Here is a 24,953-nt window from a genome sequence, read left to right as displayed (position 1 = left end):
CAAAGGTCGATGAAATGAGTGCAGAGCTTAACCAACCTGTTCCACGTCCGGGTATTCTGGATATCGCTGCCTATGTTCCCGGCAAGGAACATGCCGACGGCGTTGCGAAGGTTTATAAGCTCTCCTCCAACGAGACACCGCTCGGCGCAAGCCCGAAAGCCATCGAGGCATTCAAGGCGGCGGCAGAGAATTTGCAGATTTACCCAGACGGGCAGGCGATGGCCTTGCGTCAGGCGATTGCCGATGTGCATGGACTGAACCCCGCCAATATCATGTGCGGAAACGGCTCCGACGAGTTGCTGGGTCTGCTGTGCCATGTCTACCTTGGTACGGGTGACGAGGCGATCATTACCGAGCATGGATTTCTGGTCTACAGAATTCAGATCATGGGCGCAGGTGCCGTTCCTGTCACCGTGAAGGAAAAAGATTGCACTGTCGATGTCGATGCGATCCTCGCTGCCGTTACACCAAAAACCAAGATGGTCTTCATCGCCAACCCCGGCAATCCGACCGGCACCTATGTCCCTGTCTCAGAAATTCGGCGCCTCCAAAGCAGCCTGCCGAAGCATGTGGTGTTGGTGCTGGATGCTGCCTACGCGGAATATGTGCGCAAGAACGATTACGAGGCCGGGCTTGAGCTTGTTTCCGGCAACAGCAATGTCGTCATGACCCGCACCTTCTCCAAGGTTTATGGTTTGGCCGCGCTGCGTGTCGGCTGGATGTACGGCCCCGCTGCCGTGATCGATGCCCTGAACCGGGTGCGCGGGCCGTTCAACATGAACGCGCCTGCCATTGCCGCCGGTGCTGCCGCCATCCGCGATCAGGCCTTCATGCAGCAGGCCGTCACGCACAATCTCGAATGGATGGAAAAACTGACGCAGGCTTTCAGCCAGCTTTGTCTTGAAGTAACGCCGTCGGTTGCCAATTTCGTTCTCATCCACTTCCCCGATGCAGATGGCAAGCGTGCCGCCGATGCCGATGAGTTCCTGACGCGGCGGGGCTACATCCTGCGCGCCGTTCGTGGCTATGGGTTCGCCAATGCCCTGCGCATGACGGTGGGATCGGAAGAAGCCAATCTCGGCGTTATCGCGGCCCTGACAGAGTTTATGGGGCAGGCGAAATGAGCGACATCCTGTTTGACCGCATAGCCCTGATCGGTATCGGCCTGATCGGGTCTTCCATTGCCCGTGATATTCGCGAGCTTGGTCTTGCCCGCGAAGTGGTGATTTCCACGCGCAGTAAAGACACGCTCAAGCGCGCAGAAGAGCTGGAACTGGGAACATCCTACACGATTTCTGCCGCAGATGCGGTCAAGGACGCCGATCTGGTGATCGTCTCGGTGCCTGTGGGCGCGTCCGAAGCCGTTGCGCAGCAGATCGCTGCGCACCTGAAGGCCGGGGCCATCGTAACGGATGTGGGTTCCACCAAGGCGTCGGTCATTTCCCAGATGGCCCCGCATATGCCCGACAACGTTCATTTCATTCCCGGGCACCCGCTGGCGGGTACGGAAAAATCTGGCCCGGATGCCGGATTTGAAGGTCTGTTTCATGACCGTTGGTGCATCTTTACGCCGCTGCCGGGAACCGATGCGGTAGCGCTCAGCAAGCTCAAAGCGTTTTGGGAAAAGCTTGGTTCGCGTGTCGATGAAATGGAGCCGGAGCACCATGACAAGGTCCTGGCTATCGTTTCGCATCTGCCACATATCATTGCCTACAACATCGTCGGCACGGCCGATGATCTTGGCACGGTAACGGAATCGGAAGTCATTAAATATTCTGCCTCAGGCTTCCGTGATTTCACCCGATTGGCCGCATCCGATCCGACCATGTGGCGAGATATCTGCCTGCACAACAAGGACGCCATTCTGGAAATGCTGGCCCGTTTTTCCGAGGATTTGGCGTACCTCCAGCGTGCGATACGCTGGGGTGAAGGTGAAAAACTGTTCGAGCTTTTCAGCCGAACCCGCACCATCCGCCGCTCCATCGTGCAGGCCGGGCAGGACGTCGATGCGCCTGACTTCGGACGCCACGCGATGGACCAGAAGAAGTAAAGACATCATGAAAGACCGAAGCCATCACCTGGCTTCGGTCTTTATATCTCGTGTCAGATTGGCGGAATTTTACCCAAGGGAATAAAGCCGCTGACGGTGGCGCGGCCACGATCGACCACGAGATCGACGGACGCCTTGTCGCCGCCGCCTGCTAGGGCACCCAGCAATTTGCGGGCCGTGTCGATGGTCGATTGCAGTTGCGGGAATGCCTGCTTGGCATTGTTGGCCCAATCGCCGAGTTTTTCGATTTCAAGCTTGAACTGGCCAGTCAGATAGCCCTGATCATCAAAAGAAAATGGTCCGCTGATGCGCATGGTGCGGCCATCGCCGATATCCAGCATCACCCGGCGCAATTCGCCGCTGGCACCGTAGAGCCCGGTGCGGTCACTGCCGTCGATCATGCCAGCCTTGCCCGCAAGGGTTACGTCGGCAATGGCGTTGAGGCGTGGCAGAACCTGCGGCCAGTCCTTGATGACAGTGGAGGCATCGGTTAGTGTGATGGCGCCATCGAGATCGGCTCCGTTCTGGCGAAGGTGAACTTCGGTTTTTGCCGCGTCGAAATCGATCGTCTGTGTCGTGACCGACGATACTGCGTTCGCTTTCAGGCCTTCGATGACCAGAGAGGTACGGTCGATGCCCTTCAGCTTCTTCACCAGACTGGACTGGAGGCTGGACCATTGCGCGGAGATGCTGAGCCCATGTGCGGTCTCGATTTTTGCTGGCGAATCCAGTTCCCAAACAACATGGCCGGGCGCGTAAATCTGTGCTGCGGAACGCAAAGCGCCGAAGGAGCCTGACACGCCATTGCGCGTATCCGTTACATCCACCTTCGAACAGAACAGTCCGATGCGAAACGGATAACCCTTGAATGCCATATCGGCGCAGTTGGCGCTGGCAGGTGCGGTGCCACCCGGAGACATGACCCGGATAACGGTTTCCTGAAGCCGGTTTGCGGCGTAGAACCAGCCCGCAGTGTAAATGGCAACGAAAACTATTATCCCAAGGCCAAGAAAAAGGAATTTTCTGCTGCTTCGGGATTGGCTTGACGCTGCCATGATGATCTCCAATGGTAGACACAGGTGATTTGGTTTGGCTTGCGATATGGACGATTTTTGGGTCTTTGGCTACGGTTCGTTGATGTGGAACCCCGGCTTCCCGTTTGAGGAACGCCAGCAGGCGCGTCTACATGGCTATCGGCGCGCGCTCTGCATTCGCTCGAATGTATACCGGGGAACAGATGAAAATCCCGGCTTGGTGCTGGGGCTGGAACGTGGCGGGTCGTGCCACGGCGTGGCATTTCGTGTTGCCAATGCCAGCCGTGACGCGGTTCTTGATTATTTGCGTGAGCGTGAACTCGTGAGCAACGTCTATAAGGAGCGAGTTATTCTGGTCGGTCTTGCCGATGGCAGGCGGCAACCGGCGCTGACCTATGTGGCGGACCCGCAGCATGCGCAATATGTTGGCGGTCTCGCGCTGGACGAGGCGGCAAAGATCGTCTGCCAAGCGTCTGGCCAGTCAGGCCCGAATGTCGACTACGTCTTCAACACGGTCCGCCATCTTCAGGAAATGGGAATAAGAGACGTCGTGCTGGAGCGCGTCGCCGCTAACGTGGAGGCTCAGTCCGCAGCCTTGTCCTGAAGTTCAGCCAGCCGCTTGACGGCTGTCGGAGGTAGGGGGAGCGATGGATTGTTGCGTGCGGTTTCCAGCAGAAGCTCGTCGCTGGCCTTTTCCGTAACCTCGATCAACTGCTTGAAGAACACGTCGGGGTCCAGACCCGGCTGGATCGGCGGCAGAATGCGCACCTTGAAATGGCCAGGGTAACGCATGGTCGATCTGCGCGGCCAGAATAGGCCGGGATGCATGGCGACCGGCACCACAGGCACTTTCAGATCACGGTACAGGCGGGCGATACCGTAACGATATTCCGGCTCTGCCCCCGGCGCGCGTCGCGTGCCTTCCGGGTAGATGATCAGCTCACGACCCTTTTGCATTTCTTCCTTTGCCCGCTCCATAACCTGCAGCATGGCTTTGCCACGGGCGGCACGGTTGACCGGGATCATTCTCTGCTTGGCGACGTACCAGCCGAAAAGCGGTATCCACGTCAGTTCGCGCTTGAGGATATAGACGGGGTCCTTGAGGTTCGGCAGCAGCGCGTAGGTGTCCCAGAAAGACTGGTGCTTCGGCGCAAAAATGCAGCCGGATTCGGGAATGTTTTCCAGCCCCTCGATTTCGAACGTCGTGCCGACGATCTTTTCCATCAGCCAATGGTTCGAGCGCGCCCATGCCTTGGGAATTTCATAAGCCAGCTTTCGCGGTACGATGAAATAGATCGGCGTCAGCACGATCATCCGCAGGATGAGGTTCATATAGAAGGCTGTGTTGAACAGAATGGAACGCAGTCTGAGCATGAAAAAAGCTTCTCCAGGCGCGTCCGTATCGACAAAAGGAAGCAATCGTCTATGTCATCGCGCAGGGCTGAACGCCTACACGAAAACAGGGTGTGTCAGCAAGACCCCAGGCAACAGCCGCCGGGGCGAAATCAGGCGGAAGATGCGCCATTGCGCAGGCCGTTGCCTTTGCCAAGCCCGGTCAGATCACGGACGGCGACGGCGACGAATTTGATATATTCGTAAATCATGGTGCGGACCACGTCGGGGTTTGAAAACCAGTTGGTGCGCGCCAGATCGGAGTTGATAACGGGGTAAGCGATGAAATTCGTATCGGGGCTGGAGCTTCTCAACTCGTGGAGGCTGCGGTGCATATGGTAATTGTTGGTAACGACGACGACCGAGGCATAGCCCTTGTCCCTGATCCACTTCGCCGCTTCGTTCGCATTGCCGATCGTGTCGACGGCTTGATACCCCATATCCACACAGCAGGCGAAGAGATCTGATGAACTCTGCGTCATCTTGCGAATCTGTGCGCGGGTGGTGGCGGGGTTGACGCCGGAAATCAGCAGCCGCTTGCCAACGCCATCGCGCAAAAGGCCTACCGCCTGATCGATTCTAAGGTAGCCACCGGTCAAGACGATGATGGCGTCTGCCCGGGTTCCCGAAGGCGGGCGCATGGAGGCAACCGAATCCGCAAACCACAGGAAACCGCCGAAGATGGCGCCAAGCACCACAAGGCAAATCAGCAGCGTCGCCCGCACAAACCGGCGCAAACGACCGCGCCGCGAAAGCAGACCGTTGCGCGGCGTCTCTGTCGGTTGATCATCCGGGTCAGTGCGACTCATTATCATCAGTTATCGATAAGCTTGGATTAAGGCAAGGAACGGGCGGCTCCAACCGCGTGAAGGCGGAGAAAAGCCGTCAAACGCCCTCGCTTTTTGAAGGATCGGAACGCACCCGATCAATGTCGTCAATGGTGCGTATCACGGTCAGTCGCGCGGTGATTGTCGTCAGCAATGCGATGACCATCATCGTTGCGAAAATGCCGAGATAGCCGTCGACGCCAACGGAAAACGATCCGAACAGGGCGCTGGCTTGATCGCTCTGCGGTGTGGCGAGCGACCGGGATTGCCAGAAGCCTGCGGCAAGAAACACGCCTGCGGCCAAAGCACTTCCGGCCCCGGAGCCCTTAAGGCTTATTTTCAGGAAGTGTTTCTGGAATTCACGCGCGACGAAACTGCTTTCAGCGCCGACGAAGTGCAGCACCTCGACGATATGGCGATTGCCCGACAGAGCGCCTCGGGTGGCAAAGACTACCGTCAGCACCATAGCGCTAAAGACGAGGATCAGGACGCCAAGGCCGATCATGACGGTGGTATGGGCCATGGACACCAGACGGTCGACCCAGGTGCGGTGATCGTCGAGAAATGCCTGCGGAATTTCCGCTTTCAGCATGGTGCGCATCGCGTCGAAATCAGGCGGGTTGCTCTCATCGATCGTGATAATCACGAGACGGGGAACGGGCAGCTCCGAGAGGTCGAGACCGGCACCGAGCCATGGTTCGAGCAGCCGCGCTGTGGCCGCATCGTCCATGATTGTGCCTTCTCTAGTGCCGACGAAGCTGAGAGCCAGATTGCGCGCCTTGTTGAGCGCGGCGTTCATGTCCAGACCCTCTTCAGGCTTTATCTGGATGGTGATTTCGCGGGAAATCTGGCTTTGCCATGTGGATGCGGTGGCCCGCACCATGCTGACGGCACCGAGCGTCAGGCAGGCCAGAAAGGCCATGATGGCGATGACCACGATCAAGGCGTTGCCCTGAATGTTCGACGGCGGCAGGATGGGCGCCATCGGGCGGATGCGCATCTGCGGCAACTTGGCCTGCTTCTGCTCCGGCTTGAGGGGCTTGCGGTTCATCTCATTCATAAACGTCGAGCCGCCCTTCCGTCAGGATCATGCGGCGCGCGTCCACCTGATCCATCAATCCGAAATCATGGGTGGCGATGACGACGGCGGTACCCAGCCGGTTCAGTTCCAGAAACAGATTGAGCAAGCGCTTGGCCATCGGCGGATCGACGTTACCGGTGGGTTCGTCTGCCAGCAATATTTCCGGCTGGTCCATTAGCGCCCGTGCAATGGCGGCACGCTGTTTTTCCCCGCCAGAGAGGATTGGTGGCAGCACATTGATCCGTTCGCCAAGGCCCACCCACTTCAAAAGCTCGATCACATCATTGCGATAGGCGCTTTCGTCCTTTCCGCGCACACGTAAGGGCAGGGCCACGTTCTCATAGGTCGTCAGGTGGTCCAGCAGGCGGAAGTCCTGAAAGACGATGCCGACGCGCCGGCGCAGCAGCGGTAATTCGCTGCGCGGAATGCGCGAGACATCACGGCTGAACATGCGGATATTGCCGCGCGTGGGCTGGAGCGACATCAAAAGCAGGCGCAGCAGCGTGGTTTTGCCTGCGCCTGATGGCCCGGTCAGAAACTGGAAAGAGCCCTTGGGAATGTCGAAAGTCATATCCCGCAAGATCTCCGGGCCCATGCCGTATCGCAACCCGACATTTTCGAAATGGATCAACGAACTTCCAGTCTTTTGTTTCTCATTGCGAATAGCGATTGCCATTTCTTAACATCGGGTGCCCGGTAAAATGCCTGTGGACTGCGCTCATCCGGCGATCTTTGCGAAGCATTAACCAATTAAATTTACGACTAGGCAGGATTTCATTCAATGCCCAAGTTTTTTGGGGGCGTAACACCGAGGGAACTTCATGGGTATGTTCCGTTCATCCCGCCGTCACGCGACACCTGATTTGGACCTTTTGATGCCCGAAGCGCCTCTCCGCCAAACGTGGAGAACGCGCAATGGTGATGACATTCTAGATGCCGAGTTTGTCACGATAAAGGAAACGCCCTTTCGTGACTACGGCAACGACAACAGGCACGACGCTTTTCAACAGCCTAGGTCGCGGCCCGTATCGGCGCTGGCAGCACTGCGGTCGCTGATCGATTGGGTGGACAGAAAGCTGTCTGGCCTTTCTGTCGATGGCTACTCCGCCATTGTCGCGGCGGCAGTTGTCGGCGTTTTCTTCATTTCCGGCGGGTTCACGATGCTGCTGCACCAGAACACGGCCAATGCTGTGCCGGTCGATCCGCTCGTCATCACGCATATTTCCGTCACGCCGCAGGATGCCGGTGGTATGGATGTGCTCGTCATCAATGGCATCGTTGAGAACAATGGCAACGAACCGCAGGCCGTTCCGGCCATCCGAGCCGATCTGTTCGCAGCCAAGGGTGAGAAGGTCGCCAGCATGCTGATCGAGCCGCCGGTGGCTGAAATGCAGCCCGGCGTGAGCCGGGGTTTCTCGGCGAAACTGCGCCATCCCGGTGGAAAAACGCCGGATATCAAGCTTTCTTTTGCCGGAGCGGGTGTTTCGCAGCGTTGATTGTGCTACCGGACCCCCTTTGTTTCGTTCTGGACGATTGTCTCACCTAGGCTGTTGTTCAGGAAAGCGCAGGAGAGATCATGCCCGTCGTTCGTGGAAAAAATATCGAGCCGCTTTACACCGCCGAGCAGATTGCCGAGCGCAATCGCGATCTCGCCAAGCGCATCGCCACGGGTCCGACCAACGACCTGCTGGTGATCGCCGTGCTGAAAGGCTCGTTCATTTTTGCCGCCGATCTCATCCGCGCATTGCATGATAGCGGTCTGGCACCGGAAGTGGAATTCATCACGCTTTCCAGTTACGGCACGGGCACGGTGTCCCAAGGCGTGCGGATCGTGAAGGATATCGATAGTGACGTGAAGGATCGCGACGTCCTGCTGATCGACGATATTCTCGAATCCGGTCGTACGCTTCTTTTCGCCAAGGAGCTGCTCTATGAGCGCGGCGCCCGCAATGTTTCGATTGCTGTTCTGCTCGACAAGAAGGTCAAACGCAAGGAGCAGCTGGAAGCCGATTATGTTGGCTTCGAGTGCCCCGATTACTTCGTCGTCGGCTATGGAATGGACGTCGCATACGCGTTCCGCGAACTGCCATTTGTCGGCGTCGTCACGGGTGATGCGGAGTAAATCTGGACTGTCCCAATGTGGTACTCGTAGCAGAGATGCAAGCATGGATTGTTAACCATGCCACCGGGAAGGCAGGTTTCATTTACTTCTTGCAAAGGGAAATCGCCGAGTTTGTTGCTCGCTGGAATGAATACCAGGAGCAATGGAAAATGGCAAAAATACTGATCACCGAAGACGAAGATGCGTTGCGCACATTTGTGGCGCGCGCCTTGCGCCTGGATGGACATGAGACCTATGAAGCCGCTGATGGTGAACAGGGATTCGAGAAGCTGAGCGAACACAAGTTCGATCTGCTGCTCTCGGATATCCGCATGCCCGTCATGGACGGAATAGAACTTGCCCACCGCGCATCATCGCACTTTCCCAACCTCAAAATTCTTTTGATGACGGGCTACGCTGAACAGCGCGAGCGCGCTGACGACCTAATGGAAAAGATCATCGACGTCGTTCCAAAGCCCTTCGCGCTGCCGGATATCCGCAAAGCCGTCGCCCGGGCGCTGGCTGCCGTGCCAGCCTAACTTTAAGGCCGTCTTTCGCGGCCCTTTCTTCTCGATGATGTTTAGGGTGTTTTGAGGGATGGCAGGTGCCACCCTCACATTACCGTGGTCGTATCATTGGCTGGTTTTCGAAAGCGCATTCAGCCGTGTAACAATCGAAGAGAAGTCGTAGGGTTTTGAAAAGAACTCTGCTGAGGCGGGCAGGTCGATGTCATCAGGGGTCAAGCGGCCAGATGCGACGATGATCCCGGCTTTTGGAAAGCGTTCGGCAACGACGTGAGCGAGGTCGATACCCGTCAGTTCGCCCGGCATCTGAATGTCGGTGAAAAGAAGATGCACCGTATGCTCTGATATCAGGTCCATGGCTTCGTCGGCTGTTTCTGCCTCGATGACCTTGAAACCTGCATCTTCTAAAGCATCGATCAGGGTGAGCCTTATCAAAGGCTCGTCTTCCACCACAAGAACCGTAAGCACACGCCACCTCCATTGATGTAACGTGCGGAAACCCTTGGATGTTGAATGAGTTCCACAATGTTCGTCAACATCTGGGGTGGTGGCGAGATTGCACTGGCAAGTGCAAGCTGCGCGCGAACAAGGCGTTGCCGCTTCAGCGCGGCGCGACGTTCATCCTGAGAGCATTATCGGGTCGCAAAGTCACCTTCATGAGAGGCTTCGGCGCCTGCTCCGAAGCTGCCGAAAGCCTCAGTTTCTGCAAGAGAACAGCCAGTATGGCGACCGCCTCCATCACCGCGAACGCATTGCCGATGCAGACACGGGGTCCGGCACCGAACGGCATATAGGCATAGCGATGCCGGGACTTGGTGGCCTCGGCGCTGAAACGGTCCGGGTCGAAGCGCTCTGCATCCGGCCAGATCGAAGCATGACGATGGACGGCGTAGATCGGTATCAGCATGACGGTGCCTGCGGGGATCAGGTAATCCCCAAGTCGGAAATCTTTCAAGGCCGTGCGGGTGATAACAGGTGCGGGCGGATAAAGGCGCGTCGCTTCCGAAAAGACCTGACGTGTGTAGGTGAGTTGCGACACGTGCTCTGAGGTCACATTGCTGCCGCCTGTCACCACATCGATCTCTGCCAACACCTTCGCTTCGATGTCGGGATACCGTGCCAGGAGATCGAAGGTCCATGCGAGCCCAAGCGCCGTCGTTTCATGGCCAGCCGTGATGAAGGTCATAAGGTTGTCGACGATCTCGGCATCCGTCATCGTGCGACCCGTCTCCGGGTCGGCTGCGGCCATCAGCATCGTGACCAGATCCTGTCGATCCTCCGGCGTTTTACGTCTTGTCTCGACAACGTGCATCAAGCTGGACCGCAAAAAATCGACAGCAGCCGTTGCCTTGCCCCTACCGGGATAAGGTATCCATTCCGGTGCTTTTAAGAGGCCGAGTGCGAAGCTCCAGCCTGTCGGCTTCAGAAAATCGGAGATGCTTTGTTCCACACGGTTGACGTCTATCCCGTGCCCACCCGACATCATGGTTTCGACGATGATGTCGAACGTCGTGTGCATCATTTCGTGACCGATATCGATTGCTGAACCGGGTTTTGCGAGCCATTTGTCCCGTGTGCGCTCTGCGGCGGCAATCATCGTCGGCTGCAATTCAAGAAGCTTGTCGTGCCGGAAGGCACCGGCAACGGATTGGCGCTGCCACTTCCAGTGGGCACCATCAGCCGTCAAAAGCCCTTCACCAAGCGCTGAACCCAACGCGCGACGAACCTGTTCGCCTTTTCCCAAGGCATCCGCATTTTTCACGAGTGCTTCGTGGATCAGTACGGGGTCTGCAATGTGAACGGTGATCTGCCGTGCAGTTTTGGAAAAAACCAGCGGCTCCGTAAAGACGGCTGGTGGAATGGCCAACAGCGGATTTCGGACGATGGCGACGAGAGCCTTGATCGTGGATTGAGGCGTAACGGGAAAGGCCTTTTCGCCTTTTGCTTCCGGTTCGATCGTCGTGTCCATGGCATTCATCCTTGCTTGCAGACTTTGATGGCGCTAGCTATTAAGGCAATCACCTTAGTCGAAATTAAGGTGACGACCTTAATTTTACAAGAGCGTTTGATATGAATGAGATGCGGGGCGATAAAACGAGCGGCAAAAGAGTGTCCACGAAGGATCGAATTCTCGATGCAAGCCTCGTTCTCTTGAATGAAAAGGGGCCTGACCGCGTGACGACGGCAGAAATTGCGCGCGGCGTCGGCATCAACGAAGGCAATCTTTATTATCACTTCAAAACCAAGGAAGCGCTTCTGGTCGCACTGTTCTCAAGGCTTGAGGCGGATGCGGCGACATTCATGCTGGATGTCGGTAGCAACGGGGCGAGGGAAGCGGGCGCCTATGCGACGTTCATGCGGCGCTGGTTTTCAATCGTCTGGGAGCATCGTTATATTTTTCGCGATTTGCCAGGATTGCTGGCAACGGCACCCTCGCTTGCAGAACCGATTGGCATCTTGAGCAAAGCCATGCGCCTCGCCGTGGAGGCAACATTGCAGCAAATGGCCGAGGCAGGGCTGATCGATGTTCCCGAGAGCGAAGCTTCGCGGTTGCTCGCCAATGTCTGGATCGTCTCGACCTACTGGGCCGTCTACCTCAACCTGCAAGAAGGGGTGGAGGAGTTGCAGCCGCAGCATCTTGATTGGGGCCTCAATCAAGTAACGAGCCTGTTTCGGCCCTATCTTTCCGCCGAGGCGACCGCTGCTCTGCAAGACATGCTTGCGCATCCCTTTGCGCAAGCCGGGACACCGTGAGGTGCCAATGTTATCTGTCGTCTTACTTGAACACGCTCGGCAGCCACAGCGAGAGCGCCGGAATGTAGGTGACGAGGCCTAGCACGACGATACCTGCACCGTAGAAGGGCCAGATGGAGCGCATCGCTTCCCAGACGGTAATCTTGCCCACCGCGCAGGCAACGAACTGCACACCTCCCACTGGCGGTGTGTTGAGCCCGATGCCGTAATTCAGGATCATGATCACGCCGAAATGAACCGGATCGACACCATAGGCCGTGGCGATCGGCAGGAAGATGGGCGTCGTGATGATGATCGTCGGGCCCATGTCCATGAATGTGCCGAGCAACAACATGATGACGTTCAGCAGGAGAAGGATCATGATGGGGTTGTCGGACAGCGTCTGCATCCACATCACTAGTGTTGCAGGAACCCTCAAAAACGCCATCAGCCATGAGAACGCGGCAGCGCAACCGATGATCAGAAGAACCATTGCGGTCGTGCGAACGGCACCCATGGTCGCATGGACGAAGTCTCTCCAGCTCAGTTGGCGGTAGATCAGCACCGTGACGAGCAGGGCGTAGATGACCGCGATGCAGGAGCTTTCGGTTGCCGTGAAGATGCCTGAGCGGACGCCACCGAAAATGATGGCGATGAGCAACAGGCCGGGAATGGCAACGGCGAAGAGATGCAGCGCAACCATGACGCCCGGAAACGGCTCTGTCGGATAACCGCGACGGCTGGCGACGATATAGGCCGTCACCATCAACACGCCTGCAAACAGCAGGCCGGGAATGACGCCAGCGGTAAACAGATCCGCAATCGAAATCTTGCCGCCAGCGGAAATCGAATAGATGATCATGTTGTGCGAAGGCGGTAGCAACAGTGCGATCAGGGCAGCCATCGAGGTCACGTTGACGGCATAGTCTGCACCGTAACCCCGGGCCTTCATCTGCGGAATCATCAAGCCACCGACCGCAGCAGCTTCTGCGACTGCCGAGCCCGAAATGCCGCCGAACAGCGTGGAGGTGACGATGTTGACCTGTCCCAGCCCGCCACGCAAATGCCCGACGATGGAGGCAGCAAAGGCGACGATACGCCCCGCAATACCGCCGCGCACCATGAGGTCGCCGGAATAGATGAAGAAGGGAATGGCAAGCATGGAAAACACGCTCATGCCGGAGTTCATGCGCTGAAAAACGACGAGCGGCGGCAGACCCATATAGATGACCGTTGCCAGACTGGAAATGCCCAGACAAAAGGCGATGGGCGTGCCGATCAACATCAGCAGCGTGAAGCTGCCGAACAGAATCCAGAGTTCCATCGTGTTATTCCCCCTTCACGATGTTGGATGGGTTTTTGGTGCTCAGGCTGGCCGCGTCCCGGCGGACATCCTCGATATTCTCAAGCTCGACGGCGATTTCAGTGGGTGCCATGTCATCCAGAACGTCATCGATGGGCGCGCCTATCGCTCGCGCGATGATGCGCTCTAGAGCAAAGAGCGTGATCAGAATGCCGCCTCCGACTAGCGGCACGTAATCCCAGGCGCCGGATATGCCCAGTGCCGGCATCGTCGTATTCGCCGTCAAGCCCACCAGATTGGCGCCGTACCAGATCATGCCGATCCCGAAGACGAAAATGACGAGATCGGAAATCATCCGCAGCCATTTCTTGCCGGATGGCGGCAGCACGTAAAGAAGGACGTCGAAGCCCATGTGGTTGTTTTCACGCACGCCGACGGCGGCACCCAGAAAGATGAACCAGCTCATCAAAATGACGGCGCCCGGCTCGGTCCAGCTGGGAGAGTCGTTGAGGATGTAGCGACAAAAGACCTGCCAGGCGACGATCGCCGTCATGGCTACGAGACCGACCCCGGCAACGTAGAGAACCGCCGTGTTGAGTTTCGTCAGAATAGGCAGACCCGTTTTCATTGGGATCGACATGGATTTTCGCCTCCTGACCTCCGATGAACGGAAGGTCGGACCTAGAGCCTATGGTTGTGGTTGAATGAAACGAAAACACCCCTCGGCTTTGCGAGCCGAGGGGTGGGGTAATTGCGATTATTGCGTGGCCTGCACGTCGGCAACGAGCTTTTTCAAGACCTCGTCTTTGATGTGCTTGTCGTAAACAGGTTTCATCGCGTCGATGAAGCCCTGCTTCTCGACCTCGTTGATGGTGGCCCCGGCCTTTTCGACAGCCGCACGTGACTGCGACGTTCTGGCCGACCACAATTCGCGCTGCTTGGCGACGCTATCCTTAGCTGCCTGACGGAAAATCGCCTGATCTTCCGGGGTCAGCTTATCAAAGGCGACCTTGTTCATCACGAAGACTTCGGGAAGGATCGTGTGCTCGTCCAGAGAGTAATACTTGGCGACCTCGAAATGCTTGGCCGTATCGTAGCTTGGAAAGTTGTTTTCTGCGCCATCGATAACGCCCGTCTCGACGGACGAGTAAACCTCACCGTAAGGCATCGGCGTCGCGTTCGCGCCCAGTGCAGAAGTCATGTCGACGAAAATATCCGACTGGATCACGCGAAATTTCATGCCCTTGATATCGGCGACCGTCTTGATCGGCTTTTTGGAATTGTAGAACGAGCGTGATCCCGCGTCGTAGAAGGCGAGGGCTACGAGACCGGCAGGCTCGAAAGCTGCCTTGATCTGATCGCCGATTGGGCCGTCCATGACCTTGTGCATGTGATCTTCAGAACGGAAAATATAGGGCAGAGCAGGTATGACCGTTTCCTTTACGGTGCCGTTGAACGGCGCCATGGAAACGCGGTTGAGTTCGATCACGCCGGAGCGAACCTGCTCGATGGTGTCTTTCTCCTCGCCCAATTGCGCTGAGTGGTAAATCTCGACGGCATAGCGGCCAGCCGTGCGTTCCTTGACCAGTTCGCCGAAGTATTTGACGCCTTCGACAGTCGGATAGCCGTCTGGATGGGTGTCAGATGATTTGAGCACGGTCTGTGCCGATACAGCGCCCATCGTCAGCATCGTGACGAAGGCGGCGCCTGCCCATAATTTTGTGAGATACGACATGATTCTTCTCCCCAGAACGCGGATGTCCATCCGCTGTCGTTGCAACAGTCCAATAGGCGACGTCTCCACGGCGATCTCGCCGGAAGCGTTACTGTGATTGTGTAAAGATCAGCCGATCCTCCTTCGACTAGATACTATTGGTATGGACGAAATCAGCCCATGTCAACATATCTTAAAGTATAAGATGTATGATAACATCAGATTGTGCGAACTGAACTCGGAAGGGTGGAAAAGTCCCGCGCATGTCTCTTTTCAGACCTATGCGCCTGTCGCATGGCGGCCCTGACGCCTTGTGTCTTATCGTCAAAGGACCTGTGCGCTATATATCAACCATCGAAACGACGTTGGAACCAAAGCAAGGTTGCTGGCGTCAAGGGACCTCACGAAAGGGGATCATCATGAACGTAGCACGCTCTTTCAACAATTGGCGCAAGTACCGTCAGACCGTAACCGAACTGGGTCGTATGAGCTCTCGCGAACTGCAGGACCTCGGCATCTCCCGCTCTGATATTCAGACTGTCGCCCGCGCATCCGTCGGTCGCTAATCGCCCTATCTGACTGATTGGCCTGTTTTACGCCCGCTGATGAAGCGGGCGTTTTCGTTTCTGCCTCGCAGGTGCGGTGGCGATGCAGTGATATAACGTTTTTGCATGGCTGCGCTGCAATGTCGTCTGTTTATTGGGCGGTAAAAAAAGGTACATTGAACTCATCGAAGCGATGCACCTCCTCCCGCAGAGCTTCGAATTCAGACGGCCCACTCCTCCTCCCAGGGACGTCTGTCGGAACAGCAGCACTCCTCCTCCCAACTGCTGTTCGGTTCTTTTCGAAAAGCCTGCCGCACCTCCTCCCGCGGCAGGCTTTTTCGTTTCTGGAACCATAGCCAGGCGCGTTTAAGCCGTACCTATGCTTCAAAGACGCGTTCGCCGCCAATCCATGTGCTTTTCATTTGAAAATCAGTATCGAGAACGACGAAGTCGGCGTCATATCCCGATGTCAGCAAGCCTTTGCGGCTCGCAATTCCCACTGCCTGCGCTGGGTAGAGGCTTGCCATCCTCACGGCCTCCTCGAAATCGATACCAAGTGTTCTGTGAACGAAAAGTACCGACGACAACATGTCGATATCGGCACCGGCAAGCGTACCATCAGCCAGCGTCAAACGTCCGTCCTTGCGGTAAATCTGCCTCCCGTTCAGCGTCAAGCCGTCAAGATCGGTCCCGATCGTCGACATGGCATCGGTAACGATGAAAATCCGGCCCGGTCCACGCTTGGCACGGATGGCAGCGCCCATGGATGCGGGATGGACATGGAAACCGTCCGCAATGATGCCGCTCGAGAGCTGGCCGAGATCAAGCGCTGTGCCAACCAGTCCGGGTGAGCGGTTTTCCAGCGGGCTCATGGCATTGAACAGGTGTGTGACGACCCGCGCACCTGCTTCGGCATAGGCTCTTGCCGTTTCATAGGGAGCATCGGTATGGCCTAGACTGACGACAAAGCCAGCCTCGGCAAGTGCTTTCACTTGTTCCAGCGTCGCGTTTTCGGGTGCCACCGTGATCATCAGCGTTTCGAACCGGTTGGCGACGGCGAGAATACGTTCGAGATCCCCATTTTCCATAGGGCGGATCAAGGCGGGATGGTGCGTGCCTTTGCGGGCGAGCGAAAGGTGAGGGCCCTCCAGATGCAGGCCGAGGAGGCCGGGAACGCGTGCCTGCTGCGCTTCAAGGCCAGCTTCGATGGCGGATGCGGTGATCTCCGGCGTATCGGTGATCAGCGTCGGCAACAAACCTGTGGTGCCGAACCTGGCATGGGCCGCGCAAATCTTGGCGATGCCATCGACAGACCTGTCATCATTGAGCATGACCCCGCCGCCGCCATTCACTTGGAGATCTATGAAGCCGGGGACGATGATCGCATTGGCGCAATCGACCAACTCTGTGCCGGGCGCGACGTCGTCTTTCGCCGCGATGCCAGCAACCTTGGAACCATCGATCAGCAGGGCGCTATTGTCATGCCAGCGCTCGCCGTCGAATATTCTGGCATGGGTCAGTGCTGTCACCATTGTCAGTGTGTCTCCGTGACTTTTTTGAGGGCCGCAGGCGCATCCGGGTTGAGACCTTTTGCACGTGACCAACTCTCGACGAAACCATAAAAGGGGATGATCAGGGCCAGCGCATCGGTAAAGGGATGGCCGGTTTCCACGAAGGGCAGGCGACGTGCATGCGCACCACCATCTGCCGTGATGAAAGCAAGCGCGCCCTGTTCGGCGAGACTGTCAGCCGTCGCAAGCACCGACGAAAGTGCTGCATCACGCGCCGCAAAGGTGATGATTGGGAAGCGACGATCCACCAGCGCGACGGGTCCGTGATGCACCTCTGCACTGGAATAGGCTTCCGCGTGCATTTCCGATGTTTCCTTGAATTTCAAAGCAGCCTCGCTGGCTATGGCAAGCGATGGCCCACGCCCCAGCATATAGAGCGATTCCGCCTCGCCAAGCTCCGCCGCCAGATCGCTCCAATCGAGCGCAACCGCTTGTGTCAATATCTCCGGCAATTGCTGGATGGAGCGCTGCAAGCTCTCATCCGCCGTCCATTCGGCCAGAATGGCAAGGCCAGCGAGCACGGAGTTGAAGAAGGATTTCGTGGCAGCGACCGCCAGTTCAGGGCCCGCACTGATATCGACAGCATGAGCGGATGCATCGGAGAGCGGCGATGGCTGCGTGTTGGTGAGCGAAATCGTCAATGCACCGGCACTGGCAGCAGACTGGGCAAGCGCGACGATGTCAGGGCTTTTGCCAGACTGCGAAATCGAAATCGCTGCGGCTTGATCCAGCTTCAGCGTCTTGCCATAGATCGAGGCCAGCGACGGCCCGATCGAGGCGACGGCCCGGCCCGCCTGTTGCTCGATGGCATATTTGAGAAAATGCGCCGCGTGATCGGAAGAGCCGCGGGCAATGGTGATGAGAAATGCCGGGTCACGCTCCCGCAGGGCTTTGCCCGCAGCTTTCAGCGATGCGTCCGATATGCTGAGCAGTCGAGCAGCGGCTTCGGGAATTTCATCTATTTCTTGGCGCATATGCGTTGGCATGGCATTCTCTTTCAATGTCGTGTCAGGCGGCACATCAGCCATCCGTCAGGGTCATTTCAGCTACAAAATCATAGGCATCGCCGCGATAAAGCGAGCGCGTCAGTTCCACCACACGCCCGGAAGCGAGATAGGAAATCCGCTCTATGGCCAGACCTGCCGATCCCTCCGGGACCGCAAGCAGAGCCGCATCCTCGCGGGCAACATTACAGGCAGAGATACGCTGTACGGCGCGAACTGGCTTGAACCCCGTGCGGTGAAGTTCGGCGTAGAGAGAAGCGTCGACGGCATGCGGATCGGGCAAGATATCGGAGGCGAGGCTGGCGCGTTCGATGGCGAGCGGTAACTCGTTGGCAATACGCAGCCGCTCCAGCCGCGCCACCATCATGTCCACCTTCAGGCCCAGCATCATCATTTCATCAGACGACGGGTGGAAAAGGCCGCGACCCAGCCACTCGGAGCGCGTGACATAACCACGACGGACCATATCTTCCGTAAACGAGGTCAGTCTGGACAGCGGTTGCTGAAGCTTCGACACCGGTTTCATGACGAATGTGCCGGAGCCATGACGACGGGACAACAAGCCGTCCTTCACCAGATCATCCACCGCCTTGCGCACGGTGACACGGCTGACATTGGCGAACTCTGCCAGATCGCGCTCCGGCGGTAGCGCTTGCCCGTGGCCCAGCTTGCCGGAGAGAATGGCATCTTCCAGCGAGTGACGCAGTCTGAGGTAAAGCGGTCCCGATCCGCTTGTTTGCAGATCGTCAGGGGACAGGAATTCCGAAAGTGCCGCTATCATGCTGCACCTCGCTGATGGTCGGCGAAGGCACTCTTTGCCAGTGCTATCGCACCTGTTAGTGCGTCACTTGCGGGTGCGACCAAACGTTGCCGGTGTCGTGCGGAAAGATAGGCGGCATAGAGGCCCGACAGGCCACCCAGCAGACAAAGCCTGCCACCATTCGTTATCTCTGCCACTCGATCCAGGGCCACATCGATAGATGCAGCTGATTGATGCAGTATCGAAAGTGCGGCCTCGTCACCATTTGTGGCAAATTCAAAGACGCGAGGCGCGTAACGACCGAAATCACCCGGCTTTGCGGCTTGCGAGAATGCCACCATCTTTTGTGGAACGCCGTCGAACTCATCGAGAAGGTCGTGAGTCATCGGTGTGCTGGGAGTAATACCATCATAAGCAAGCAGACTGTGTTGCAAGGCCAGTTGGCCCAACCGCGCCCCGCTTCCCAGATCGCCCAGATGATAACCCCAGCCGCCGATGGAGTGGATTTCCGTGCCCGTGCGGGCAATATAAATTGTTCCGGTGCCGAGGATGGCGATCGCGCCGTTGCCATCGCCAAGTGCGCCCTGAAGCGCAATCAGTCCGTCGGATTCGATGGTCGACTGTGCAAATGGCAGGCGTGGCAGGACATAAGCGACGGTGTTTTCGACGTTGTTGCCGGCAAGTCCGAGATAGGCACATGCATATCTCAAATGATTGGGATCAAGGCCAGCATCCGCAAAAGCAGCCTGCGTCGCCTCGGTAATGTTGAGGATCGCCTGATCGGGCGCGCTCATGATGTTGGACGCACCGCTTTTGCCACGGCCCAGTATCTGGCCGTTCACATCTGCAACGGCTGCCCTGCAACTCGTGCCGCCGCCATCGACTCCCACCAGATATCGCTGCATGAAATTGTCTCCTGGAAAGAAGATACCAAAAAAATACCAATTTCCAAGGGGCAAAGTGAAAATTCAAAACCATTAAAAATTATCGAGCAAATTCATTGTATTGACGACGAGAAAACGAATTTCAGCTGCCAGAAATAAACCTCTTGTTAAAAGTTGCTGGACAATTGGTATTTTTTTGGCATTAAATTCGCCCGAGGGAGTTTTTGAATGAACGCAGGCGGCACCGAAGGTTTGCACGAGAAGGCGAAGGGCCTCGACACGATGGTGCCGAGTGACGTCCTGGCGCTTCTCAGTGCCGGTCAGCAAGATGCCGCAAGGGCGGTCGATGCTTCGCTTGAAGCCATTGCCGCAGCTTCAAAGATCGCCGCCGATGCTATCGCTAGCGGGCGCCGCCTCGTCTATGCGGGTGCTGGAAGTTCCGGTCTGATGGCGATGGCCGACGCTCTCGAGTTGCCGGGAACCTACGGCATCGGTCGTGACCAGATCGCAATCCTGTTTGCGGGTGGAACGAGCAATTTGTCCGATATGCCCGGCGGCCCCGAAGATGATGTCGAGCAGGCGAGGATCGATGCCGAAGGTGCCATCGGTGAAGACGATTGCGTCGTCACCATCTCGGCCAGCGGCTCCACGCCCTATGCTTTGGCTGTTGCCGACGTCGCGCGGGCAAGGGGGGCCAAGGTCGTGGCCATCGCCAACAATCCGCAGGCGAAACTCTTTAACGGTGCAGATGTTTCGATCCTGCTGCAAACGCCGCCGGAATTCGTGTCCGGTTCAACGCGCATGGGTGCCGGGACGGCGCAGAAGATCGCGCTCAATATGTTCTCGACTCTGATGGCGATCCACCTCGGGCATGTTCATGATGGCTATATGGTCAATCTGTGTGCCGATAATATCAAGCTCGTTGCGCGCGCTGCCCGTATCGTGTCCGGCATTGCCGGGATCGAGGTCGAAGAGGCCGGAAGATTGGTGGAAAAGGCGTCCGGTTCGGTCAAGATCGCGATCCTGCTGGCGGCAGGTGCAAAAGACAAGAATTCAGCTGAAAGCATATTGGAGGAAAGCGGCCACAATGTCAGGCGCGCGCTTCAATCGATCGGCGGATAAACTGGGAAAATCACAAGTGATGCACGTCGTTGCGGCGTGACACCAAGAGGGAGAATAAGAAAATGACCCGTAATCTCACCAAGGCACTGCTGCTGGGCGCAAGTCTTGTAAGCTATTCCGGCATCGCATCCGCCGCCGATGTGACGCTGACCATCGAAAGCTGGCGTAACGACGATCTGGCGATCTGGAAAGACAAGCTAATTCCAGCATTCGAAACCAAGAACCCCGGCATCAAGCTGAACTTCCAGCCTATGGCGCCAACGGAGTATAATGCTGCGCTCAATGCCAAGCTGGAATCCGGTTCCGCTGGCGATCTCATCACTTGCCGCCCGTTCGACGCCTCGCTTGAGCTGTTCAAGAAGGGTTATCTCGGTGATCTGACCAAGAACCCCGGCATGGAAAACTTTTCGGATGTCGCGAAATCCGCATGGTCCACGGACGATGGCGCATCCACATTCTGCGTACCGATGGCTTCGGTCATCCACGGCTTCATTTACAATAAGGACGCTTTCGACGCTCTGAAGATTGAGGTTCCGAAGACACAGGCCGAGTTCTTTGCCGCGCTCGACAAGATCAAGGCGGACGGCACCTATGTGCCGATGGCCATGGGCACCAAAGACCTCTGGGAAGCCGCAACAATGGGCTACCAGAACATCGGTCCCAACTATTGGAAGGGTGAAGAAGGCCGTCTGGCTTTGATCAAGGGCGAGCAGAAGCTGACGGATGCTGACTGGGTCAAGCCTTACGAAGTGCTGGCGAAGTGGAAGGACTACCTTGGCGACGGTTTCGAAGCGCAGACCTATCCTGATAGCCAGAACCTGTTCACGCTTGGTCGCGCTGCGATCTATCCGGCAGGTTCCTGGGAAATATCCGGCTTCAACACGCAGGCTCAGTTCAAGATGGGCGCTTTCCCGCCTCCGGTCGAAAAGGAAGGCGATGCTTGCTACATCTCTGACCACACCGACATCGGCATGGGCGTAAACGCGAAATCGAAACACGCTGCGGAAGCCGCTAAGTTCCTGACCTGGGTTTCGTCGGCAGAATTTGCCGATCTCTACGCCAACGCATTGCCGGGCTTCTTCAGCCTGAACAAGACGGCGGTAAAGATGGCCGATCCGCTGGCACAGGAATTCGTATCATGGCGCGAAAAGTGCAAGCCGACGATCCGCTCGACCTACCAGATCCTGTCGCGCGGCACGCCCAATCTTGAAAACGAGACCTGGGTCGAATCCGCAAACGTGATCAACGGAACGGACACGCCCAAAGTGGCAGCTGAAAAGCTACAAAAGGGTCTCAACGGCTGGTACAAGCCTGCGAAGTAACGCATCGCGTAGAGCATGGCGGTCTAAACACCGCCATGCCACGCCTTGCGGACGTTTGCTATCTGACACGTGCGGCGTACCGTTTGCGCAGATCAGCGATCTTGTTTTTCCCAACACCCCGGACCGACCCCATGAACCCCGATGTGACTTCAAGCGACCAAAGATCGATCCGGCGGCCGTTTCGGTGGCACATCATCGTCTTCATGCTACCGGCGTTTCTGGTCTATACCGCCGTCATGATCCTGCCACTGGGCAGCACCCTGTGGCTCTCCTTCTTCCGCGAAATCGACGGACAGCGCGTTTTCGTCGGTCTCGATAATTTCAGGGCGTTGTTTCTGGAGGATCGATGGTCCGTCAGTTTCTGGAATGCGCTGGTCAACAACATCTACTTTTTCATCATCCATATGCTCGTGCAAAACCCGATCGGCGTTGCGCTGGCGGCGCTCTTGTCTTTGCCCAAGCTTCGTTTTTCGGCGTTTTACCGCACCGCCATCTTCCTGCCGACGCTGCTGTCCTTCGTTATCGTTGGCTTCATCTGGAAGCTGATCCTGTCGCCTCTGTGGGGCATCGCGCCGACGCTGCTCGATATCGTGCATCTCAAGTTTCTGTTTGCGCCATGGCTGGGACGACCTAATTCCGCGTTGATTGCAGTGTCGCTAATCTCCGTCTGGCAATATGTCGGCATCCCGATGATGCTGATCTATGCAGCCCTTCTCAACATTCCTGACGAGGTGATCGAGGCTGCCGAGATGGATGGCATCACCGGCTGGAGCCAGTTCTGGAAAATCAAACTTCCGCTGATCCTGCCCGCAATCGGCATCATCTCCATCCTGACATTTGTCGGCAACTTCAATGCCTTCGATCTGATCTACACCGTGCAGGGGGCACTGGCCGGGCCTGATGGCTCCACCGATATTCTGGGCACGCTGCTCTACCGCACCTTCTTCGGTTTCCAGCTCCAACTCGGTGATCGATCCATGGGGGCGGCCATCGCGACCGTGATGTTCCTCATCATTCTGGCCGGTGTCAGCTTCTATCTCTTCACCATTCAGCGCCGTATGCGCCGTTATCAGTTCTGAGGAGAAAGAGATGTCGAAAGCACGCTCCTCACTGGCCCGCACGGCGTCCGCCCACGCAGTCCTTTTGGCCTACACCGCGATTTCACTGTTCCCGGTCGTGCTGACCATCATGAATTCGTTCAAGTCGCGAAATGCGATTTTCCGCGATCCGATGCAGCCGCCATTGCCTTCAACCTTCGATATTATCGGCTATGTCACGGTTCTCGGGCAAAGCGATTTCGTGCACTATATGCAGAATTCGCTGATCGTGACGATCGTTTCCATTGCGCTGGTGTTGCTGTTCGGGGCCATGGCGGCATTTGCCTTGTCCGAATACCGTTTTCGCGGCAATACGCTGCTAGGGCTTTATATGGCCCTCGGCATCATGATCCCCATTCGCCTCGGCACGATCGGCATTCTCCAGGGCATGGTGGCGACGGGGCTCGTCAATACAAGGACTGCGCTGATACTGGTCTACACCGCGCAGGGTCTGCCACTGGCGATTTTCATTCTATCGGAATTCATGCGCACGGTTTCCGATGATCTCAAGAACGCCGGGCGTATCGACGGTCTCTCAGAATACAAGATATTCTTCCGGCTGGTTCTCCCGCTCATCCGTCCTTCTATGGCGACTGTTGCGGTTTTCACCATGATCCCTATCTGGAATGACCTTTGGTTTCCGCTCATTCTGGCGCCTAGCGAAGCTACAAAAACCATTACTCTCGGTGCGCAGATATTCATCGGCCAGTTCGTGACGAATTGGAACGCGGTGCTGGCAGCACTGTCGCTGGCCATCGCTCCGGTGCTTGTTCTTTACACGATCTTCTCGCGACAATTGATCCGTGGCATCACGGCAGGAGCGGTCAAATGAGTGCGCAACCCCTGAAGGTTCTGGTCGCTGGCCTCGGCAATATGGGGCTGAGCCATGCGCTGGCCTATGCCGCAAATCCGGGCTTCGAGATCGTCGGTCTCGTCAATCGCTCGACCCCTGACCTGCCAGCACCGCTTTCGAACCATAGCGTTCTGCCTTCTTTCGATGACGCTCTGGCAGAGTTGAAGCCTGATCTTTGCTCGATCAATACCTATTCCGACAGCCATGCGGCCTTTGCGATCAAGGCGATGGAGGCCGGTTGCCATGTCTTCGTGGAAAAGCCGCTGGCGACAACGGTGGCAGATGCCGAACGCGTGGTGGCCTGCGCCCGCGCCAATGGCCGCAAGCTGGTGGTCGGCTATATCCTGCGCCATCATCCCTCATGGATGAAGCTGATCTCGCTTGCCCGCGAGCTTGGCGGTCCCTACGTCTTTCGCATGAACCTCAACCAGCAATCCTCCGGCAAGACATGGGCGACGCACAAGGCGCTGATGCAAACCACGCCGCCGATCGTCGATTGTGGCGTCCATTACGTCGACGTGATGTGCCAGATCACCGATGCCAAGCCGGTGTCGGTCCGCGGCATGGGCCTGCGCCTGTCGGATGAGATCGCGCCGGACATGTATAATTACGGCCATCTGCAGGTCATGTTCGACGATGGCTCCATCGGCTGGTACGAGGCCGGGTGGGGACCGATGATTTCGGAGACAGCCTTCTTCGTGAAGGATGTGATGTCACCCAAAGGCAGCGTCTCCATCGTCATGGACCCGAACGCGAAATCCGACGACATCGACACGCACACCAAGACCTCGACGATCTGTCTGCACAAGGCGCAGACGGGCGCGGATGGCCAGTTCCTCGAGCCGGACCAGTTTCTGCAAATGGCCGGTGAGCCCGGTCATCAGGAGCTGTGCGACCGTGAGCAGGCCTATGTGCTCAAAGCCATTCTTGAAGACATCGACCTCGACCGACACATGACCGATGCCGTGCAGTCCCTTCGCATTTGCCTTGCGGCAGATGAGAGCGCACGCACTGGCCGCATGGTCGATCTTTGATA

27 protein-coding genes are annotated in these 24,953 nt (G+C 57.1%); 13 read left to right on the top strand and 14 right to left on the bottom strand.

The window, feature by feature from the left end; all coding sequences use genetic code 11:
* The first annotated feature begins 14 nt into the window (after nt 1-14).
* Both hisC and HRR99_RS18670 read left to right on the top strand, forming a co-directional pair.
* Entirely contained in the window at nt 15-1,124 is a 1,110-nt protein-coding gene (gene hisC / locus HRR99_RS18675; RefSeq protein WP_233124319.1) for a histidinol-phosphate transaminase, read from the top strand.
* Nucleotides 1,121-2,050: a prephenate/arogenate dehydrogenase family protein gene (locus HRR99_RS18670; RefSeq protein WP_233124317.1), complete on the top strand. Its 930-nt coding sequence runs from the start codon at nt 1,121-1,123 to the stop codon at nt 2,048-2,050. Before hisC ends, HRR99_RS18670 begins: the two co-directional genes overlap by 4 nt.
* A 53-nt stretch (nt 2,051-2,103) precedes the next feature.
* Here the strand turns inward: HRR99_RS18670 and HRR99_RS18665 are convergent, their stop codons facing one another.
* Nucleotides 2,104-3,105 (bottom strand): DUF2125 domain-containing protein, encoded by a 1,002-nt coding sequence (locus HRR99_RS18665; protein WP_233124316.1) that lies wholly within the window; start codon nt 3,103-3,105, stop codon nt 2,104-2,106.
* Nucleotides 3,106-3,151: 46 nt separating this feature from the next.
* On the opposite strand from HRR99_RS18665, the gene HRR99_RS18660 reads away from it, so the two are divergent.
* Nucleotides 3,152-3,688 carry a gamma-glutamylcyclotransferase gene (locus HRR99_RS18660; protein WP_233124315.1) on the top strand — a complete coding sequence of 179 codons (537 nt, stop codon included), beginning with the start codon at nt 3,152-3,154 and terminating at the stop codon, nt 3,686-3,688.
* Here the strand turns inward: HRR99_RS18660 and HRR99_RS18655 are convergent.
* The 4 genes from HRR99_RS18655 to ftsE all read right to left on the bottom strand — a co-directional run bounded on the left by HRR99_RS18655 (nt 3,667) and on the right by ftsE (nt 7,015).
* A complete protein-coding gene (locus HRR99_RS18655) occupies nt 3,667-4,458 on the bottom strand; it encodes a lysophospholipid acyltransferase family protein (RefSeq protein WP_233124314.1) in 792 nt (263 codons plus the stop codon). The genes HRR99_RS18660 and HRR99_RS18655 overlap by 22 nt on opposite strands.
* Nucleotides 4,459-4,589: 131 nt before the next feature.
* Nucleotides 4,590-5,291, bottom strand: coding sequence for a YdcF family protein (locus HRR99_RS18650; protein ID WP_422387347.1), 702 nt, complete (start codon nt 5,289-5,291; stop codon nt 4,590-4,592).
* A 70-nt stretch (nt 5,292-5,361) separates the two neighbouring features.
* A complete protein-coding gene (locus HRR99_RS18645; protein ID WP_233124312.1) occupies nt 5,362-6,363 on the bottom strand; it encodes a cell division protein FtsX in 1,002 nt (333 codons plus the stop codon).
* A complete protein-coding gene (ftsE, locus tag HRR99_RS18640; protein WP_111838834.1) occupies nt 6,356-7,015 on the bottom strand; it encodes a cell division ATP-binding protein FtsE in 660 nt (219 codons plus the stop codon). Before ftsE ends, HRR99_RS18645 begins: the two co-directional genes overlap by 8 nt.
* A gap of 196 nt (nt 7,016-7,211) precedes the next feature.
* Here ftsE and HRR99_RS18635 point away from each other — a divergent pair, with 196 nt between their 5' ends.
* The 3 genes from HRR99_RS18635 to HRR99_RS18625 all read left to right on the top strand — a co-directional run bounded on the left by HRR99_RS18635 (nt 7,212) and on the right by HRR99_RS18625 (nt 9,024).
* Nucleotides 7,212-7,880, top strand: a complete 669-nt coding sequence (locus HRR99_RS18635) for a DUF3426 domain-containing protein (protein WP_233124972.1) — start codon at nt 7,212-7,214, stop codon at nt 7,878-7,880.
* An 80-nt stretch (nt 7,881-7,960) separates the two neighbouring features.
* Nucleotides 7,961-8,506, top strand: a complete 546-nt coding sequence (gene hpt, locus HRR99_RS18630) for a hypoxanthine phosphoribosyltransferase (protein ID WP_062447461.1) — start codon at nt 7,961-7,963, stop codon at nt 8,504-8,506.
* Nucleotides 8,507-8,655: 149 nt separating this feature from the next.
* On the top strand, nt 8,656-9,024 hold the full coding sequence (locus HRR99_RS18625; protein ID WP_233124311.1) for a response regulator: 369 nt from the start codon (nt 8,656-8,658) through the stop codon (nt 9,022-9,024).
* A gap of 93 nt (nt 9,025-9,117) precedes the next feature.
* Here HRR99_RS18625 and HRR99_RS18620 read toward each other — a convergent pair whose 3' ends face one another.
* Together HRR99_RS18620 and HRR99_RS18615 are read right to left on the bottom strand one after the other, a co-directional pair.
* Nucleotides 9,118-9,459 carry a response regulator gene (locus HRR99_RS18620; RefSeq protein WP_233124310.1) on the bottom strand — a complete coding sequence of 114 codons (342 nt, stop codon included), beginning with the start codon at nt 9,457-9,459 and terminating at the stop codon, nt 9,118-9,120.
* 151 nt (nt 9,460-9,610) lie between these two features.
* Entirely contained in the window at nt 9,611-10,978 is a 1,368-nt protein-coding gene (locus HRR99_RS18615; protein ID WP_233124309.1) for a cytochrome P450, read from the bottom strand.
* A 101-nt stretch (nt 10,979-11,079) separates the two neighbouring features.
* On the opposite strand from HRR99_RS18615, the gene HRR99_RS18610 reads away from it, so the two are divergent.
* Complete coding sequence (locus tag HRR99_RS18610; RefSeq protein ID WP_233124308.1) at nt 11,080-11,763, top strand: TetR/AcrR family transcriptional regulator; 684 nt, start codon at nt 11,080-11,082, stop codon at nt 11,761-11,763.
* A 22-nt stretch (nt 11,764-11,785) separates the two neighbouring features.
* Here the strand turns inward: HRR99_RS18610 and HRR99_RS18605 are convergent, their stop codons facing one another.
* The 3 genes from HRR99_RS18605 to HRR99_RS18595 form a co-directional block, all read right to left on the bottom strand.
* Nucleotides 11,786-13,066 carry a TRAP transporter large permease gene (locus HRR99_RS18605; protein ID WP_112498109.1) on the bottom strand — a complete coding sequence of 427 codons (1,281 nt, stop codon included), beginning with the start codon at nt 13,064-13,066 and terminating at the stop codon, nt 11,786-11,788.
* 4 nt (nt 13,067-13,070) lie between these two features.
* On the bottom strand, nt 13,071-13,673 hold the full coding sequence (locus tag HRR99_RS18600; RefSeq protein ID WP_422387367.1) for a TRAP transporter small permease: 603 nt from the start codon (nt 13,671-13,673) through the stop codon (nt 13,071-13,073).
* Nucleotides 13,674-13,802: 129 nt separating this feature from the next.
* Complete coding sequence (locus HRR99_RS18595) at nt 13,803-14,780, bottom strand: TRAP transporter substrate-binding protein (protein ID WP_422387346.1); 978 nt, start codon at nt 14,778-14,780, stop codon at nt 13,803-13,805.
* A 398-nt stretch (nt 14,781-15,178) separates the two neighbouring features.
* Between HRR99_RS18595 and HRR99_RS18590 the strand changes: the two genes are divergently transcribed.
* The gene (locus HRR99_RS18590; protein WP_111838902.1) at nt 15,179-15,325 is read left to right on the top strand and encodes a DUF1127 domain-containing protein; all 147 of its coding nucleotides are present in this window, start codon (nt 15,179-15,181) and stop codon (nt 15,323-15,325) included.
* A gap of 356 nt (nt 15,326-15,681) precedes the next feature.
* On the opposite strand, the gene nagA is transcribed toward HRR99_RS18590, so the two are convergent.
* Genes nagA through HRR99_RS18570 form a run of 4 tightly spaced genes read right to left on the bottom strand, consistent with a single transcriptional unit; the run spans nt 15,682 to nt 19,544 of the window.
* Nucleotides 15,682-16,842 (bottom strand): N-acetylglucosamine-6-phosphate deacetylase, encoded by a 1,161-nt coding sequence (gene nagA, locus HRR99_RS18585; protein ID WP_422387366.1) that lies wholly within the window; start codon nt 16,840-16,842, stop codon nt 15,682-15,684.
* Nucleotides 16,839-17,861 (bottom strand): SIS domain-containing protein, encoded by a 1,023-nt coding sequence (locus HRR99_RS18580; protein ID WP_233124306.1) that lies wholly within the window; start codon nt 17,859-17,861, stop codon nt 16,839-16,841. Before HRR99_RS18580 ends, nagA begins: the two co-directional genes overlap by 4 nt.
* A 34-nt stretch (nt 17,862-17,895) precedes the next feature.
* The gene (locus HRR99_RS18575; RefSeq protein WP_233124305.1) at nt 17,896-18,660 is read right to left on the bottom strand and encodes a GntR family transcriptional regulator; all 765 of its coding nucleotides are present in this window, start codon (nt 18,658-18,660) and stop codon (nt 17,896-17,898) included.
* Entirely contained in the window at nt 18,657-19,544 is an 888-nt protein-coding gene (locus HRR99_RS18570) for a glucosamine kinase nucleotide-binding domain-containing protein (RefSeq protein ID WP_233124304.1), read from the bottom strand. The genes HRR99_RS18575 and HRR99_RS18570 overlap by 4 nt, the downstream gene beginning before the upstream one ends.
* A gap of 207 nt (nt 19,545-19,751) precedes the next feature.
* Here HRR99_RS18570 and HRR99_RS18565 point away from each other — a divergent pair, with 207 nt between their 5' ends.
* The 5 genes from HRR99_RS18565 to HRR99_RS18545 all read left to right on the top strand — a co-directional run bounded on the left by HRR99_RS18565 (nt 19,752) and on the right by HRR99_RS18545 (nt 24,951).
* On the top strand, nt 19,752-20,645 hold the full coding sequence (locus tag HRR99_RS18565) for an N-acetylmuramic acid 6-phosphate etherase (RefSeq protein WP_233124302.1): 894 nt from the start codon (nt 19,752-19,754) through the stop codon (nt 20,643-20,645).
* A 62-nt stretch (nt 20,646-20,707) separates the two neighbouring features.
* Nucleotides 20,708-21,967, top strand: a complete 1,260-nt coding sequence (locus tag HRR99_RS18560; protein WP_233124300.1) for an ABC transporter substrate-binding protein — start codon at nt 20,708-20,710, stop codon at nt 21,965-21,967.
* Nucleotides 21,968-22,098: 131 nt separating this feature from the next.
* A complete protein-coding gene (locus tag HRR99_RS18555) occupies nt 22,099-23,046 on the top strand; it encodes a carbohydrate ABC transporter permease (RefSeq protein ID WP_233124298.1) in 948 nt (315 codons plus the stop codon).
* A 10-nt stretch (nt 23,047-23,056) separates the two neighbouring features.
* Entirely contained in the window at nt 23,057-23,896 is an 840-nt protein-coding gene (locus HRR99_RS18550) for a carbohydrate ABC transporter permease (RefSeq protein ID WP_233124297.1), read from the top strand.
* Entirely contained in the window at nt 23,893-24,951 is a 1,059-nt protein-coding gene (locus tag HRR99_RS18545; protein WP_233124295.1) for a Gfo/Idh/MocA family protein, read from the top strand. Before HRR99_RS18550 ends, HRR99_RS18545 begins: the two co-directional genes overlap by 4 nt.
* The last annotated feature ends 2 nt before the right edge of the window (nt 24,952-24,953 follow it).

The organism is Agrobacterium vaccinii (assembly GCF_021310995.1).
GTDB lineage: Bacteria > Pseudomonadota > Alphaproteobacteria > Rhizobiales > Rhizobiaceae > Agrobacterium > Agrobacterium vaccinii.
The sequence above is the reverse complement of the archived record's forward strand: the minus strand, read 5'-3'. Positions and strand labels throughout refer to the sequence as shown.

Excerpts from the sequence above, each read along its gene's own strand:
- HRR99_RS18570 (WP_233124304.1), bottom strand. The coding sequence starts at position 19,544 with ATGCAGCGATATCTGGTGGGAGTCGATGGCGGCGGCACGAGTTGCAGG.
- HRR99_RS18665 (WP_233124316.1), bottom strand. The coding sequence starts at position 3,105 with ATGGCAGCGTCAAGCCAATCCCGAAGCAGCAGAAAATTCCTTTTTCTT.
- HRR99_RS18580 (WP_233124306.1), bottom strand. The coding sequence starts at position 17,861 with ATGCCAACGCATATGCGCCAAGAAATAGATGAAATTCCCGAAGCCGCT.
- HRR99_RS18550 (WP_233124297.1), top strand. The coding sequence starts at position 23,057 with ATGTCGAAAGCACGCTCCTCACTGGCCCGCACGGCGTCCGCCCACGCA.
- HRR99_RS18575 (WP_233124305.1), bottom strand. The coding sequence starts at position 18,660 with ATGATAGCGGCACTTTCGGAATTCCTGTCCCCTGACGATCTGCAAACA.
- HRR99_RS18595 (WP_422387346.1), bottom strand. The coding sequence starts at position 14,780 with ATGTCGTATCTCACAAAATTATGGGCAGGCGCCGCCTTCGTCACGATG.
- hpt (WP_062447461.1), top strand. The coding sequence starts at position 7,961 with ATGCCCGTCGTTCGTGGAAAAAATATCGAGCCGCTTTACACCGCCGAG.
- HRR99_RS18655 (WP_233124314.1), bottom strand. The coding sequence starts at position 4,458 with ATGCTCAGACTGCGTTCCATTCTGTTCAACACAGCCTTCTATATGAAC.
- HRR99_RS18610 (WP_233124308.1), top strand. The coding sequence starts at position 11,080 with ATGAATGAGATGCGGGGCGATAAAACGAGCGGCAAAAGAGTGTCCACG.
- HRR99_RS18660 (WP_233124315.1), top strand. The coding sequence starts at position 3,152 with ATGGACGATTTTTGGGTCTTTGGCTACGGTTCGTTGATGTGGAACCCC.
- HRR99_RS18645 (WP_233124312.1), bottom strand. The coding sequence starts at position 6,363 with ATGAATGAGATGAACCGCAAGCCCCTCAAGCCGGAGCAGAAGCAGGCC.
- HRR99_RS18670 (WP_233124317.1), top strand. The coding sequence starts at position 1,121 with ATGAGCGACATCCTGTTTGACCGCATAGCCCTGATCGGTATCGGCCTG.
- HRR99_RS18560 (WP_233124300.1), top strand. The coding sequence starts at position 20,708 with ATGACCCGTAATCTCACCAAGGCACTGCTGCTGGGCGCAAGTCTTGTA.
- hisC (WP_233124319.1), top strand. The coding sequence starts at position 15 with ATGAGTGCAGAGCTTAACCAACCTGTTCCACGTCCGGGTATTCTGGAT.
- HRR99_RS18615 (WP_233124309.1), bottom strand. The coding sequence starts at position 10,978 with ATGGACACGACGATCGAACCGGAAGCAAAAGGCGAAAAGGCCTTTCCC.
- HRR99_RS18625 (WP_233124311.1), top strand. The coding sequence starts at position 8,656 with ATGGCAAAAATACTGATCACCGAAGACGAAGATGCGTTGCGCACATTT.
- HRR99_RS18650 (WP_422387347.1), bottom strand. The coding sequence starts at position 5,291 with ATGATAATGAGTCGCACTGACCCGGATGATCAACCGACAGAGACGCCG.
- HRR99_RS18590 (WP_111838902.1), top strand. The coding sequence starts at position 15,179 with ATGAACGTAGCACGCTCTTTCAACAATTGGCGCAAGTACCGTCAGACC.
- HRR99_RS18555 (WP_233124298.1), top strand. The coding sequence starts at position 22,099 with ATGAACCCCGATGTGACTTCAAGCGACCAAAGATCGATCCGGCGGCCG.
- HRR99_RS18635 (WP_233124972.1), top strand. The coding sequence starts at position 7,212 with ATGTTCCGTTCATCCCGCCGTCACGCGACACCTGATTTGGACCTTTTG.
- HRR99_RS18565 (WP_233124302.1), top strand. The coding sequence starts at position 19,752 with ATGAACGCAGGCGGCACCGAAGGTTTGCACGAGAAGGCGAAGGGCCTC.
- HRR99_RS18600 (WP_422387367.1), bottom strand. The coding sequence starts at position 13,673 with ATGAAAACGGGTCTGCCTATTCTGACGAAACTCAACACGGCGGTTCTC.
- HRR99_RS18605 (WP_112498109.1), bottom strand. The coding sequence starts at position 13,066 with ATGGAACTCTGGATTCTGTTCGGCAGCTTCACGCTGCTGATGTTGATC.
- HRR99_RS18545 (WP_233124295.1), top strand. The coding sequence starts at position 23,893 with ATGAGTGCGCAACCCCTGAAGGTTCTGGTCGCTGGCCTCGGCAATATG.